At 64.0% G+C, this 13,254-nt stretch carries 13 protein-coding genes; 4 read left to right on the top strand and 9 right to left on the bottom strand.

All coding sequences use genetic code 11. The features are described from left to right. Positions 1-46 precede the first annotated feature (46 nt). The 3 genes from dsbD to dsbG are packed head-to-tail and all read left to right on the top strand — an operon-like array spanning position 47 to position 3,495. Entirely contained in the window at positions 47-1,879 is a 1,833-nt protein-coding gene (gene dsbD / locus IB258_RS02980) for a protein-disulfide reductase DsbD (protein ID WP_192352116.1), read from the top strand. Next, complete coding sequence (locus IB258_RS02975; protein WP_192352115.1) at positions 1,876-2,712, top strand: TlpA disulfide reductase family protein; 837 nt, start codon at positions 1,876-1,878, stop codon at positions 2,710-2,712. Before dsbD ends, IB258_RS02975 begins: the two co-directional genes overlap by 4 nt. A 9-nt stretch (positions 2,713-2,721) precedes the next feature. Then, positions 2,722-3,495: a thiol:disulfide interchange protein DsbG gene (gene dsbG, locus IB258_RS02970; protein WP_125471299.1), complete on the top strand. Its 774-nt coding sequence runs from the start codon at positions 2,722-2,724 to the stop codon at positions 3,493-3,495. Between the two features lie 62 nt (positions 3,496-3,557). On the opposite strand, the gene IB258_RS02965 is transcribed toward dsbG, so the two are convergent. The 7 genes from IB258_RS02965 to IB258_RS02935 all read right to left on the bottom strand — a co-directional run bounded on the left by IB258_RS02965 (position 3,558) and on the right by IB258_RS02935 (position 10,203). After that, positions 3,558-4,649, bottom strand: a complete 1,092-nt coding sequence (locus IB258_RS02965; RefSeq protein WP_192352114.1) for a DMT family transporter — start codon at positions 4,647-4,649, stop codon at positions 3,558-3,560. Between the two features lie 143 nt (positions 4,650-4,792). Then, positions 4,793-5,485, bottom strand: a complete 693-nt coding sequence (locus tag IB258_RS02960; RefSeq protein WP_192352113.1) for a hypothetical protein — start codon at positions 5,483-5,485, stop codon at positions 4,793-4,795. Between the two features lie 122 nt (positions 5,486-5,607). Then, positions 5,608-6,363: a hypothetical protein gene (locus IB258_RS02955; protein ID WP_192352112.1), complete on the bottom strand. Its 756-nt coding sequence runs from the start codon at positions 6,361-6,363 to the stop codon at positions 5,608-5,610. Between the two features lie 217 nt (positions 6,364-6,580). Further along, entirely contained in the window at positions 6,581-6,925 is a 345-nt protein-coding gene (locus IB258_RS02950; RefSeq protein WP_192352111.1) for a cytochrome c, read from the bottom strand. Further along, positions 6,922-8,169: a sulfite oxidase gene (locus IB258_RS02945; RefSeq protein ID WP_192352110.1), complete on the bottom strand. Its 1,248-nt coding sequence runs from the start codon at positions 8,167-8,169 to the stop codon at positions 6,922-6,924. The genes IB258_RS02950 and IB258_RS02945 overlap by 4 nt, the downstream gene beginning before the upstream one ends. Before the next feature lie 212 nt (positions 8,170-8,381). Then, on the bottom strand, positions 8,382-9,014 hold the full coding sequence (locus IB258_RS02940; protein ID WP_175162756.1) for a class I SAM-dependent methyltransferase: 633 nt from the start codon (positions 9,012-9,014) through the stop codon (positions 8,382-8,384). Between the two features lie 184 nt (positions 9,015-9,198). Further along, a complete protein-coding gene (locus tag IB258_RS02935; protein ID WP_192352109.1) occupies positions 9,199-10,203 on the bottom strand; it encodes a TRAP transporter substrate-binding protein in 1,005 nt (334 codons plus the stop codon). Positions 10,204-10,244: 41 nt separating this feature from the next. Here IB258_RS02935 and IB258_RS02930 point away from each other — a divergent pair, with 41 nt between their 5' ends. After that, positions 10,245-11,258, top strand: coding sequence for a LacI family DNA-binding transcriptional regulator (locus IB258_RS02930; protein ID WP_192352108.1), 1,014 nt, complete (start codon positions 10,245-10,247; stop codon positions 11,256-11,258). Between the two features lie 62 nt (positions 11,259-11,320). On the opposite strand, the gene IB258_RS02925 is transcribed toward IB258_RS02930, so the two are convergent. Next, on the bottom strand, positions 11,321-12,295 hold the full coding sequence (locus IB258_RS02925) for a tripartite tricarboxylate transporter substrate binding protein (RefSeq protein WP_119451478.1): 975 nt from the start codon (positions 12,293-12,295) through the stop codon (positions 11,321-11,323). 148 nt (positions 12,296-12,443) lie between these two features. Beyond that, complete coding sequence (locus tag IB258_RS02920) at positions 12,444-13,229, bottom strand: TetR/AcrR family transcriptional regulator (protein ID WP_119451479.1); 786 nt, start codon at positions 13,227-13,229, stop codon at positions 12,444-12,446. Positions 13,230-13,254: the final 25 nt, after the last annotated feature.

Below are 13,254 nucleotides of genomic sequence, written 5' to 3'. Positions count from 1 at the left end.
CTCAACATGAGGGCGGTTGGGGAAGGCCGACTATTGCCCCGGAGGAATGAGGTTGTTTGTATATCGACGAGTACTGGCCGTTGTGTTTCTGTTTTTTTTCGCCATCGGCAGTGCATGGGGGAGTGCAGGCCTGTTTTCCTGGCAGGAGGAGGCTGAGTTTCTGGATCCTGTCGATGTATTCAAACTGGCGCAGGTTCAGCAGCAGGGGACGGAACTGGCGGCGCAAGGACACATTGCCGAGAACTACTATGTCTATCGCCACTCATTGAAGCTGGTTTCGGGGAAGGGCGAGGAAGTCCGCCTGGATCTTCCCCCTGGTACGCCCAAGAATGACGAGTTCTTTGGCGATACGGAAATCTATCTTGGAGATGCGCTGCGACTGCGTTTTCCCGCCTCCGTCACAGGTCCGTTGACACTGCATTGGCAAGGCTGTGCGGAAGGGGGCATCTGCTACCCTCCGCAGACCATGGCATTGAACTTGCCCGCGACGGCGGCGGGGGCAGGTAGCGCTGCCGAGCCTCCTGCCACCACCAGTCAGCCGGAGGCGGGCGCCGGCGGCGCAGCCAACGTCGCCGAGGACCAGGCTGCTGCCCAACGCCTGGCGACGCTGGGGCCGATCGCAGGCACATTGCTGTTCTTCGGCTTCGGCCTGCTCCTGGCTTTCACGCCTTGCACCTTGCCGATGATCCCCATCATCTCCAGCATGGTCGTGGGCGCTCAGGCCAGTCCGCGGCGCGCTTTCGTCACGTCCCTGTCCTATGTGCTGGCAATGGCCGCCACCTATGCCGCCGTGGGCGTGGCAGCCGGCTTGGCAGGCGCGAATCTCCAGGCGACCCTGCAATCCCCCTGGCTGCTGGGAGCGTTCGCAGCCTTGTTCCTGATTCTCGCCAGTTCCTTGTTCGGAATGTTCGAACTGCGCCTGCCGTCCGCCTTGTTGAACCGGGTCGGATCCGCCAACCAGGGGCGCGCGGGCGGAAACGTGGTCGGCGCTGCGGCGCTGGGCTTCTTGTCGGCATTGCTGGTCGGGCCATGCATGACCGCGCCCTTGGCGGGAGCGCTGCTCTACATCAGCCAGACCGGCAGCGCGCTGTATGGCGGCTTGGCATTGTTTGCCCTGGGCCTGGGCATGGGCCTGCCGCTGCTGGTGATCGCCATATTCGGCGCCCGCGTACTGCCCAAGCCGGGCGCGTGGATGGATCGCGTGCGCATCGCGTTCGGCTACGTGATGGTCGGGATGGCAGTGATGATGCTCGACCGCTTCCTGCCAGCCACCTTGAGCCTGGCGCTCTGGGGGGCCTGGATACTGTCCATCGCCATCGGCCTGCAGGCCTGGGCGCAAGCGGTCGCGCAAAAGCTGCGTCTGATGTGGGCCTTGCGCACACTGGGAGCCATCGCAGGCCTGTGGTCCATTCTCATGCTGGTGGGCGCCGCGTCGGGCGGTGATTCACTGTCACAGCCGCTGGCGCACCTGCGCGCCGCCTCGTCGGCCGCCGTGCCAGCCATCGCCAACAAGCCAGCCTACGTCGAGGCCAAGTCGGTCGAGGACGTGGACAGGCGTCTGGCGGACGCGGCCGCGCGCGGCCAATGGACCTTGATCGACTTCTACGCCGACTGGTGCATCAGTTGCCACGTGATCGAACGCAATGTGTTCGGCGACCCCGCTGTGGCGCAGCGGCTGGCGCGCATGCAGGTGCTGCGGCCGGACGTGACACGCAACGACGCAACGGATCAGGCCCTGCTCAAGCGTTGGGGCGTCATGGGGCCGCCCACGCTCATCCTGGTGGGACCCGACGGCACGGAGCGCCGAGACCTCCGCGTGGTGGGGGAGGTCAGCGCCGCTGATTTCCTGGGGCGACTGAACAAGGCGGGAACGCCATGATAGGCATCGGTCCCTTCTCCATTCAAAGCATGGGCGTCTTCGCGGCTGTACTGTTTTCCTGGCTGGTGACGCGCGCGCTGGCCAAACGCCTGCCGGACGCTTCTCATCGGCTTGCCGGCGCCGTGCTGCTCGACGGCGTGTTTTGGGGCATTGTCGCGGCGCGCCTGGGATACATCGCCTTCTGGTGGGAAGACTACTTCGCAGCTCCCATGGCGCTGATCGCAATCGGCGATGGCGGATACTACTGGTGGGTTGGGGTGCCGGCCACGCTGGCCTTCGTCTGGTGGCGGACCCGTACCATGCCGGCGCCGCGCCGTCCCATATACGCGGGCATATTGGTCGGGGTCGTGGCCTGGTTCGCAGGCGGCGCGCTGCTGCCGCTGCTGCTCGAGCCGCCGCGTCTGCCGGACTTGCAGTTGCAAACGCTGGATGGGAGCCCCATCGCGCTGAGGTCATACGAGGGCAAACCGCTAGTCGTCAACCTCTGGGCGAGCTGGTGCCCGCCTTGCCGCCGTGAGATGCCCGCCCTGGAACAGGCGCAGTCCGAGTTCCCGGGCGTCAGCATCGTCCTGGTCAATCAGGGGGAGGGCGCGCAACAGGCGCATGACTTCATCCAGAGCGAAGGCCTGGCATTGCGCAACGTCTTGCTCGACCCTGCGTCCGCGTCCATGCGGGCGGTGAATTCACGCGGCCTGCCCACGACCTTGTTCTATGACGCGCAGGGACGCCTGGTGGACACGCATCTGGGCGAGATCACCATGGCAGCCCTCAAGGACAAGATGTCGCGGCGTTTCGATATGCCCCGAGACGGCATCCAAGATTTACCCAAGTAAGGAATGACCATGTTTGCATTGCGTATGCGTATTTCATCCATCGCAGCCATCCCGCTCGTGCTGGCAGCCGGCTACAGCCAGGCCCAGACCGGAGCCCGACCGCCGGCCATCCAGGCACTGGAAGCGCAAGGCCTCACCATCGTGGGAGAGTTCGATGTGGAAGGCGGCCTGCGCGCTTTCGCCGGCACGGCAGAAGACCGCCCCATCGCCGTCTACCTCACCAGCGATGGCAACGCCATCGTGGGCACGCGCCTGGACGCCAATGGCAAGCCCATCGACCGAATGAAACTGCGGGACCTGGTTGAAAAGCCGCTGGGCGAAAAGACGTGGAGTCAATTGGAATCCGCGACCTGGGTACAGGACGGCAAACCCGACGCGCCCCGCATTATCTACACTTTCTCCGATGCAAACTGTCCCTACTGCCACCAGTTCTGGGAAGCAGCGCGCCCCTGGGTGGACGCCGGAAAGGTGCAGCTTCGCCATCTGCTCGTGGGCGTGATCCGGGCAGACAGTCCGGCAAAGGCCGCGGCTATCCTTGGCGCTCCCGACCCAACGGCCGCACTGATCGAAAACGAACACAAGTTTGATCAGGGCGGCATCAAGCCTGCCGACAGCATTCCCGACGCTGTACTCCAGACCCTCGAAGACAACCACATGCTGATGCTGTCGAGCGGGTTCCGAGGCACGCCCGGCATCGTGGTGCGGGAGAGCGACGGCTCGGTCAAGAAATTCAGAGGCATGCCCCAGGGTGCGCAATTGGCCGAGGTGTTGGGGCCGCGTTGAATCCAAGACGGGATCCGCCTTGGACGCCCAGACACGCAGGCGAGGAGGGCGGTGGCGAAAACCTATGCCTTCCGCGCTCGGATTCCATGCCCTGGCCCATGACGATGCCGGTGATGAATATCCGGATAGTGGGGATGCGTGTGCGTCAGCGCTTCATGACGGTGCGGATGCGTATGCGGCTCCGCGCCATCCCAGGCAAAGGGATGCGCGTGCTGGTGGTGCTCGTCGTGCACGTGACGGTGGCTATGTTCCATGGCTTCGTGGGTATGTTCGTGCGCATGCCGTTCGCGCAGGTGCAACCACACGCCCAGCGCCATCAGGGCGGCCGCCGGCCAGAATAGAAGGCCCGGATTCTCGGGCCACAAGATGAAGGAAATGATCACCCCGACTAGCGGCGCCACTGAAAAATAGGCCCCAGTCCTGGCGGTTCCCAGCGTTCTTAGCGCCAGGACGAATAGCGTCAGGCTCAGGCCGTACCCCAGAAATCCCACGACAAGACTGGCCCCCACCATGGTGACGGGCGGAAGTTCGGCGCCACCAAGCAGCGCCAGGATCGTACTGACCGCTCCGGCAGACAAGCCTTTCAGACCGGCGATCAGCATGGCGTCATTGGTGGCGACCCGACGCGTCAGGTTGTTGTCTATGGCCCAGCAGAGACAGGCCCCAACAATGAGCAGCGCCCCGGGTGACGGCGCCATGCCGCCCGGCTCCCAAGACAGCAGTGCGCCGCCGAGCACGATCGCGACCATGCCGAGCACGATCTGGCGGTCGGCGTTTTCCTTGAACACGCACCACGCGATGATGGCCGTGAGCACCCCTTCGATATTCAGCAAGAGCGAGGCCGAGGCGCCGCTCGTCTGGGTCAGCCCGAGCATCAGCAGCGCCGGGCCGAGCACGCCGCCTGTCGCAATCGCACCCGCCAGCCAGGGCAGGTCTGCGCGCGGAATCCGCAAGCCAGGCGCATCCCCCGGGCTGTGGCCGCGGCCGATGTGACGTAGCGCCAGCAGGATGCCGAGACCCAGCCCGCTGCCCAGATAGAGAAGTCCAGCCACCAGCAACGGTGCGACGCCTTCGACCAAGGTTTTGGCGAATGGCGTGCTCGCGCCGAACAGGAGCGCCGCGGCCAGCGCGGGGGATGCTGAGCGGATCGACATGTGGACGTGTAGACGGCGGGAATGGCTTGGAGGACAAGCGTACGCCCATTTACTTGCGATTGAACGTGGAAGGCCAATCTCGCTAGATCCATTACTTTACATAATACACATTATGCGTATTAAGCCCGTAGCGCAACTGAACCTTACTTCTGCACAATGGATTCCGATGCCAGGCGGCCGGTTTCGATGCACGAAACAAGGTTGGCCCTTACCAACGTGTCCACAGCGGCGTCTTCACGCTGACTCGCTATTTTCGCGAGCGCACCGCGAGCACTATCGAAGGCCTGCGCCAGATCACTTGCGCTGGGCCATTTGGGCTGCAACGCCGACAAGCTCGACTGGACATTGCCCAAGATGCGATTACTGGCATTTTTCAGCTCTGGGACCAGTCGGCTGGAACCCAGAACCGGACTTGCCGCAGCCACGACACAAGTCAATTGAGCCGCTGCCGCCGAAAAAATGGCGTCCTGCGCCGTCAGGGAATACTGCGCCATTAACAATGCGGAGCCCGTCGCGATGCCCGCTCCCACTGCGGTCGTAGCAACATTGCCGATAATCGCGCCTACGGCTCCCGTCACAGCGCCGCCAATCGCGCCCGTACGCAGCTCAAGCCCCCCGGTCCGCGCCCTTTCCGAACGGTAGCGGTAGTATTCGGTCTGAACTTGCAGCTTCGCAACGACGTCGTCAACGGTGGTTTCGGACGACAGGTCGAATGCCTTTTGCGCATTGGTTTTTTCTCCTGTGTTCGTCTTGCTGGGATCGCTCCAGACGTCCAGAACCGGATAGGCATTTGGCGGTGTCCAGGCGCATCCGGATATACCACCCGCGAAGCTCACCAACGCCAATCTGACGGCTGTTCGGACGATGCAACGAGATGTTGGGTATGACACGCGCCCTCCTCTGTCGAACTCGATGGTCGCGACACCGCCGAGACAACTGAATCACTGATACGCCTTTTTCATTTTCCGAGTTGACCGATGCCTTGTTCGATGACACTGGTACGCACTCGGACGCCCTGCTCCTGCAATGCCAGATTCCGAAGCACAATTGTCAGATTGGGCAGAGGCATACCGGCGGCATCGAACAATTTTAAGTCCGCATTGATATCGAGGTTCAAGTCGCGCACCAACACGCTCGCGATTTCAGGCGGGCAATTGCAGCCCGCAGCGCAATCGGCCGTCCCGGGCGCCGCTTTCTTTGGCGCTTCGCACCACGGGCCCGCGAAGGTCGCAGCCGGCTTTGCCCGTCCATCCTTGCAGGTCCTGCCATGCCCGTTGACGACAGCTTTTGAGCCCAGCGTGTCGCACCATGGCGAATGCGCTGCGGCAATATCCACGGCAGACACCAGGCCCCGCCGGTACTTGGACCGAAGGTCCATCGCAATCGCGCGGGCCGACCAGGCCGGCGAATCGAAGATCGCATGCCCGTCCACGTCGCGGTTGCCGTCGTTGCCCTGCGCGTCGGTCGTTCCCCGCCAATAGCTGGCCCCATGTTTCTGGCACCAGTAGTTATTCATTTTGATGCAGCGCTTCGCAACCGCGGCGCACTCGACCGCGTTGCCATTGGCATCTGTCAGCGCTTTCCTGGCTTCTTCGCACCAATTCGAGGCCTCGGCCTGGGGGGGGGGCATCGACTGTGCGCCCACGGAAAAGGACAACACTGCCGCCATCGTGGCAGGCGCAACGAGCAGTGACCAGGATACGAGTTGTCGCATGGCAGGCACCTGAAGAGACGGCATACCCGGCAGCCAGACTTCAGCACCGTTGCGCTTCAGAGAGCGCGGAAAGCTACTGGGAGCATGGATCGTGGGAGCGTTGCTCTCGAATTTTTACCACGCGTGGATTCGTTCAAACACCACCACAACATCCTCCAAATTGAGTATGACGCAGCCCGGTTTTTTCCGGAGGAACGTCACCGCAACTGGAGTCCGCTCAGGGCTGCCCCCCAGTCGCCTTGGCCACATATGCCGCCAATACCTCGATTTCCTGATCCGACAGGCTGGTATAGGCCGGCATTTGGCCGATGCCATTGCGGATGGCCGTCGCCACGCGCGCCGCATCGGGCTTGAGCTCATCGAGCTTGGGACCGATGGCGCCGCTGGACTGCGCGTCGTTCAGGGTATGGCAGATCGCGCAGGCTGGCGTTGCGCCAACGAACAAGGCGCGGCCAGCCTCCATGTCGGGTTCGGCTGCCGACACGCCGGCATGGAGGCTGGCGATCAGCAATCCGGCGCCTAATGCGCGCTTCCTGGGTAACGCCAGTGCAGCTTCCCTCATGCCTTGGCCACCACCGTCACGGCGTGATCGCGCCAACTGCTATTGATGTAGCCGCCGGAATTCTGCGGACGCTCTTCTTCCTGCACGCGGCCCTCGGTATCCGTGGCCCGGCTGACCAGCACGTGTTCGCCCGCCGCCAATTCCACCGGCAACGCGAACTGGCGCCAGGCATAGCGCCCGAGGTCCGGGCCGACCAGCTCCGCCTTCTGCCAGTTCTTGCCGCCGTCTATCGAGACCTCGACCTGCTTGATGCCGTTGGTGCCGCCAAACGCCACGCCCTGCACCACCACGCGCCCGGCCTTCAGGGTGGACGCAGCCGGATTGGGCGTATTGATCCACGACTTCACGCCCATGGCCCAGACAGAGGGCTGGCTCGGATTCCCTTTCTGCCCAGGTGGCGCCAGGCGATAGCCGGTCTGCTGGATCGCGGCCGGGCTTTCCTTTTCAGTGAAGGCCAGCCGCTTGATGTATTTGACGCTGTTCACGCCTGTGTAGCCCGGCACGATCAGGCGCAAGGGGCCGCCATGAGCCAGCGGGATCGGTTCGCCGTTGAGCTCCCAAGCCAGGAGCGCATCCCGCATCGCTTCCTTGGGCACCGAACGCTCGACCATGACCATGTTCGGATCCAGGCCGTCAGGCAGTTTTTCGCCGCCGGTGCCGGTCATGTACACGGCGGCCGCCTCCAGTCCGCCGCAATACTCGACCAGGACGCTGACCGGCAAGCCGCTCCAGATCACGCAACCGGCCGCGCCGACCTGCCAGGGCGTGCCGCTGGGTTTGTTGGGGAAATAGCCGCGGCCATTGCCCGAGCACTGCAAGACCATCGCCAGCGTCTGCAGGCCCATGCTCTTCAGCTGCCCCACGCTCAGCGACATGGGTTTTGCCACGCCGGCAATTTCAAGGACCCATGCGTCGCGGTCGGCCACGATGGACTCGTCGGGCGGCGGCAGGTTGTTGCGCACGTAGAGTTGACGCAGCGGCGTGACCACCCCGCTGCCGAATGCCTCGCGCCGCGTTTCTATGGTGTTGGCGCTGTGCACGATCATCGCATCGGGCTGCTTCCAGGCCGCGTAGGCCGGCAGCGGCTTGGCGGCGGATGCCGGGGCCGGTGGCGCGGCCGCGGCTGGCGCGGCTTTCTGTTCCGCGGCCAAGGCCGCGCGTCCCAGGCCCGCTGCGGCCAGCGCGCTGGCGCCGCCAGCCAACAGGCGCCGCCGCGCCGCGCTCTCGATCAGGGATGAACGCATTGCAGTCTCCTCGTTGGGTTCCGGAATCGTTGGTGTTCCAGAACCCTGCCGGCCTGCTACGACGTGGCTGTCTACCCCGCACGCACGTGTCCCAGGCCGCCAATAGTTATGACTGCGATGTTGGTTGAGCGATCTTTTCGTGTCAATTAGTTATTTGCAATACCCTGCCCTAGCCCATTTGGATAGGACGAGCCCATGCCAGCCAGCGCGGCCTAGGCCCGCCGGGCCAGGCTGTACACCGACGCCGGCGGCAGGTTCAGCGGCACGAACCCGACCTTGCTGGCCTGCAAGCCGCAAGCCTCCAGCACACTGGCGGATATCGGACAACGCACGCCATAGGTGAATAGCGCCATCGAGCCCTCTGCCGGCAGCGCGTCGAACACGGCGGCCAGCAGTTGCTGGTGATGCGCATGGCTCATGTTGCGCAACGGCAGGCCGCAGATGGCGGCGCCGATGCCATCCATCTCGGGATGGCGCTTGCGGCAGAGTTCCTGCGCCGGCACCTGCAGGACCGCCGCTTGCGGAAACTGCGCCCGCAAGCTGGAACTCATGGCCTGGTCCTGCTCGACCAGCACCAAACTGGACGGATCTACTCCGCGGCGCAGCATTTCGCGCGTGAACACGCCCGTGCCGCAGCCCAGTTCCAGGACTTTGCCCGCGCCGGGCGGTATGCAGGCGGTGATGGCCGCTGCCAGTGCCGGGCCGGACGGCGCCACAGCGCCTATGGCCGCGGGATTGGACAGCAGCGCCCGGACGAACTGCGTACGCTCCTGCAGCCAGCCCAACGGCGAGCGGCTCGCGGACTGGCGCGGGATAACGGTCTTGTAGGATTGCGTGGAATGCATGGGGGCCTCAGTCTCCTGGATCGGGAATGCCGTGCGACCCCAAAACCTTAACTGCGCAAGGCCCGCCGCACCCGCAACCGTCGGTAAGCACCCTTGTCAATTCGGACATCGACGGAGTGCCTGCCCCATCCGCGCCCGCACGCGGACGGACAGCTTAAGTTGCATGACTCTCCCCTGCGCGGCGCTACTGAGCCTTACCGCCGGCCGGAACTTCAGCCAGATCGTGTTTGGCCGCCGCCAGCACCGCCGGATCCAGCTTCTCGGAATACTTGCGTACGACCGGCAGCGTCTTCTGTCTGATCAATGCCAATTCGGAGGCTGGAATCTCGTTGATCACCATGCCGTCCTGTTTCAGCTGGTCCAGCACTTTGGCAGCCTCCTCGCGGACCAGCCGCCGCTGGAACGTGGCAACCTCGCGCGCCGCGCCGCGTACGATGCCGCGGTCGGCTTCGGAAAGCCCATCCCACCATTTCTTGCTGGCCATGACCACGCTCGGGTTGTAGACATGGTTGGTCAGGGACAGATACTTTTGCACCTCGTTGATCTTGGCGCTCTGAATGATTCCCACCGGGTTCTCCTGCGCGTCGATGGCGCGGGTTTCCAGCGCCGTGTAGACCTCGGTGAACGGCATCGGAACCGCATTGGCTCCCAGCGCCTTGAAACTTTCGAGGAACACCGGACTTTGCATGGTACGTATCTTCAGGCCCGCCAGGTCTTCGGCCCTGACGATGGGACGCTTGGAATTGGTGACTTCGCGAAAGCCGGTTTCCCAGTACGCCAGGCCGACCAATCCCGCACCTTCGAGCTTCTGGAACAACAGCGCGCCGGTGCGGCCGTCGAGCAGCGCATCGGCCTCCTGGTAGTTCGTGATCGTGAAAGGCAGATCGAAGACGGCGAAATCGCGCACCACGCCCACCAGGTTCGATGGCGGGCCGAGCATCATCTGCTGCACGCCCGCCTGCAGCGCCTGCTGCATCTGCGGATCGGATCCAAGCCGGTTGCTGCTGTAGGTCGCAATGGTCAGCCGCCCGGCGCTGCGCTCTTTCACCAGGTCGGCGAATTTCCGGGCGCCTACGGCCAAGGGGTGGTCATCGGCAATGCCCAACCCGAACTTCAGCTCGGCGGCATGCGTAACCGCGGGCAACAGCCCTGCCAGCGCCAGGCACACGGAAGCAATTCTGGTTTTCATGGTTTTTCTCCAGGGTAGATCCTCAAGGTACCCGCACCCCCATGACCACATTGAAAGACGTAGCCCGCGTCGCGGGCGTGTCCCGCGCCACCGTATCGCTCGTCTGCCGCAACAGCCCCCTGGTCGCCGCGAAAACGCGCGCGCGCGTCGAACAGGCCATGGCCGAAGTCGGCTACGTCTACAACCGCAGTGCCGCCAACCTGCGCTCTTCGCGCACCGACACCATCGGCCTGGTCATCCCCGAAATCGCCAATCCGGTCTACGCGGAGATACTTCAGGGAATCGAGGAGTGCATGGCGCCGCTGGGCAAGCAGGTCGTCATGGCCAGCACCAGCGAATCGCTGGAGGTGCAGGACCGCATCCTGCAACGGATGCTCGAAATGCGCGTCGATGGACTGATCATCAGCGCGGCAACCGGCTCCGCCCCCTCGACCTTCGATGCCTGCATCCGCGCCGGCGTACCTGTGGTGCAGGTATTGCGCTCGGTCGATTCCGCGCGCCTGGATTACGCGGGTACGGACAACCGCGCCGGCGCGGGCCGCGCAACGCGGCACCTGCTATCGCTGGGGCATACCCGCCTGGCCTTCCTGGGCAGTTCCGTGGCCACGTCCGTAAGCCATGACCGCTATCTCGGCTATTGCGACGCGTTGCAGGCAAAGGGGCTGTCCGTGGATCAGGAACTGGTGGCCAGTTGCCTGCCCAAGATCGGCGATGCGGCAGCCGCGGCGCATCGCCTGCTCTCTTCCGCGAATCCGCCCACCGCGCTGGTTTGCTTCAATGACATCGTTGCTTTCGGCGTGACGATGGCCCTGTACGAACGCGGTCAGGAGCCCGGCAGGGATGTCAGCGTGATCGGCTTCGACAACATCGAATGGGCGGAAAACTGGCGCCCCGCGCTCAGCACGATGTCCATCAGCGCACTCGAAATCGGCCGGCATGCCGGCGAACTTCTCAGCCGGCGCCTGCAGGACAAAGAGGAAGCGCCGCAACGCATGATCAGCGAGGCCACGCTGATCGAACGGCGCTCCACGGGCGGCCTGGCCGGGCCGCGATAGCGCGCAGGCTCACCGTATAAGGGCAGCAGAGCACGCGTCTAGCGCCCTCAAGGCGTCTGCCTCTACTCCGCTTTGACCTGCGCGGTGGCGATGACGCCGCCCCATTTCCCCTTTTCGTCATGCACGAACGCGCTGGCCTGGGTTCGGCTTAGCGGCATGACGAAGGTTCCCAGGTCCGCCAGACGGCTCTGCACCTCCGATTCCTGCAGGGCTTTGTTGATGGCCGCGTTCAGGGTGTCCAGAACCAGCGCCGGCGTCCCCTTCGGCGCAAAGACCGCGAACCAGCCCAAGGTCACCATGCCGGGCAAGGTGTCCTTGACCAAGGGAATGCCTTCGAAGCCCGGCAGCGTCCGATCCGCGCTCATCGCAACCGGCACCAGCTTGCCCGCGCGCACCAGAGGCACAAGCGGCGCGACGCCGTCTATGTAGACAGGTATGTCGCCCTTGATCAGGGCTTGCAAAGCTTGCGAGGTGCCGCTGAAGCTGACCTGCCGGAACTCGCGGCCGCCAAGTTGGCCGATCAGGTAGACCGACAGGTTGGGTATCGAACCGCGGGTCGGACTGCCTATCACCAGGTCCGAAGCCTCTCCCCCTTTGGCGGCCGCGATCAGGTCGGCGACCGAACGGTAAGGCGTGCCGGGAGTCGTGACCAGCATCATGGGCGTATAGGCCAGCGTGGCAACCACTTCGGTATCGCGTTCGATGTCGAACTTGGCGGCTTGGTACAGGAACGGCGTGGTGACGGCCGCGGCTGCGTGGAACATGGCCAGTGTGTAGCCGTCCGGGTCGGCGCGGGTCAGCGCGTTCATGCCGATGATGCCATTCCCCCCGGGGCGGTTCTCGACGATGACCTGGTGCCCCCATTGGCGGCCCAGCCTGTCGGCGATCAGGCGCGTGATGATGTCCGGCGCGCTGCCCGCGGCCGTGGGTGCAATGATCCTGACCGGCTTGTCGGGGTACTGCTGCGCGCCTGCAGCGCTGTAAGTCGCGCAACCCAGAACAATAGCCAACCCCGTCAGCCAGCGTGCTGCTTTCATGATGTCTCCTTATGGGCGCGTGCCGGAAAAGGTCCACGGCCGCTTATTAATTGCCACTATATCAATTAAATATAAATTTAATTGATATAGTGTTAAATAAGGGTTTACACCACGCGCTCGCGCACTTGCGCGCCGGAATCGGGGAGGACTATCGGGTGGCCGTCTTGCGTTTGGGCTTGGCCTGCACGCCAGGCTCCCGGGCCCATTGCGCGATGCCGTCGAGCAGGATCCGCAGGCCGGCTTCAAATGCCAATTCGGTACTTAGTCCTGAGAACGCCTCTGCGACGTAGCGGGCTCCGGGATAGCGGTCCGCCGGCATGGCATCCAGCCGTCCGCGGATGAAATCGCGATGGTAGACAGGCAACTGCTTGGACGCTTCGGCACGGCTGCTTGCGACCAGGAATTGCGCCAGCAGGTGGTAGGCCAGGGCCACCTGCTCAGCCGAAAAGCCACCTTGCATGAAGGCCGTGGTCACGTGGTTGAAGAACACCGCGCCAAAATCGGTTTCACCTGAATCCACGTCCTGGAACAGGCGGAAGCGGTTATGGGAGGCGACATAGGTGCTGACGCCGGGATTCTCCACCGCAAAGGCCAGGCTGACTCGCGCGATGGTTTCGATGTCGGCGCGCCAGTCGCCGGTCAGCGCCGGCATCCGTGCCAGCCGCTCCCGGTAGTAGTTGTTGAGCACGCCCGATATCAATTTGTCGCGCCCGCCCAAGTAGTAATGGATCAGGCCGGGCGCGACGCCGAAGTCGCGCGCCAGTTGCACCATGGAGATCTGATCCAGCGAGGTTTCGCGTGCCAGCGCGATCGCGCGTTCGATGATGGCAGCCCGGCTGAGCGTGGCTTCACCGTTGATCGGCGACTCGACCCGGGGTGGACGGCCACGCTTGCGCGGTGCGGCATCGGTGGCGGGCTTTTTTGCGGTGGGCATATCGGCACACTCTGGGAAATCCGGA

Source organism: Achromobacter sp. ACM02 (assembly GCF_014851605.1).
Classification (GTDB): domain Bacteria; phylum Pseudomonadota; class Gammaproteobacteria; order Burkholderiales; family Burkholderiaceae_B; genus Achromobacter; species Achromobacter aegrifaciens.
Note: the sequence above shows the minus strand (reverse complement) of the source record. Positions and strands in the feature narration are given on the sequence as shown.

What these genes read in the sequence shown, in the direction of transcription:
- IB258_RS02965 (WP_192352114.1), bottom strand. Translation starts at nt 4,649, where the DNA reads ATGTCGATCCGCTCAGCATCCCCCGCGCTGGCCGCGGCGCTCCTGTTC.
- IB258_RS02945 (WP_192352110.1), bottom strand. Translation starts at nt 8,169, where the DNA reads ATGCGTTCATCCCTGATCGAGAGCGCGGCGCGGCGGCGCCTGTTGGCT.
- IB258_RS02935 (WP_192352109.1), bottom strand. Translation starts at nt 10,203, where the DNA reads ATGAAAACCAGAATTGCTTCCGTGTGCCTGGCGCTGGCAGGGCTGTTG.
- IB258_RS02975 (WP_192352115.1), top strand. Translation starts at nt 1,876, where the DNA reads ATGATAGGCATCGGTCCCTTCTCCATTCAAAGCATGGGCGTCTTCGCG.
- IB258_RS02930 (WP_192352108.1), top strand. Translation starts at nt 10,245, where the DNA reads ATGACCACATTGAAAGACGTAGCCCGCGTCGCGGGCGTGTCCCGCGCC.
- IB258_RS02950 (WP_192352111.1), bottom strand. Translation starts at nt 6,925, where the DNA reads ATGAGGGAAGCTGCACTGGCGTTACCCAGGAAGCGCGCATTAGGCGCC.
- IB258_RS02955 (WP_192352112.1), bottom strand. Translation starts at nt 6,363, where the DNA reads ATGCGACAACTCGTATCCTGGTCACTGCTCGTTGCGCCTGCCACGATG.
- IB258_RS02920 (WP_119451479.1), bottom strand. Translation starts at nt 13,229, where the DNA reads ATGCCCACCGCAAAAAAGCCCGCCACCGATGCCGCACCGCGCAAGCGT.
- IB258_RS02940 (WP_175162756.1), bottom strand. Translation starts at nt 9,014, where the DNA reads ATGCATTCCACGCAATCCTACAAGACCGTTATCCCGCGCCAGTCCGCG.
- IB258_RS02925 (WP_119451478.1), bottom strand. Translation starts at nt 12,295, where the DNA reads ATGAAAGCAGCACGCTGGCTGACGGGGTTGGCTATTGTTCTGGGTTGC.
- dsbD (WP_192352116.1), top strand. Translation starts at nt 47, where the DNA reads ATGAGGTTGTTTGTATATCGACGAGTACTGGCCGTTGTGTTTCTGTTT.
- dsbG (WP_125471299.1), top strand. Translation starts at nt 2,722, where the DNA reads ATGTTTGCATTGCGTATGCGTATTTCATCCATCGCAGCCATCCCGCTC.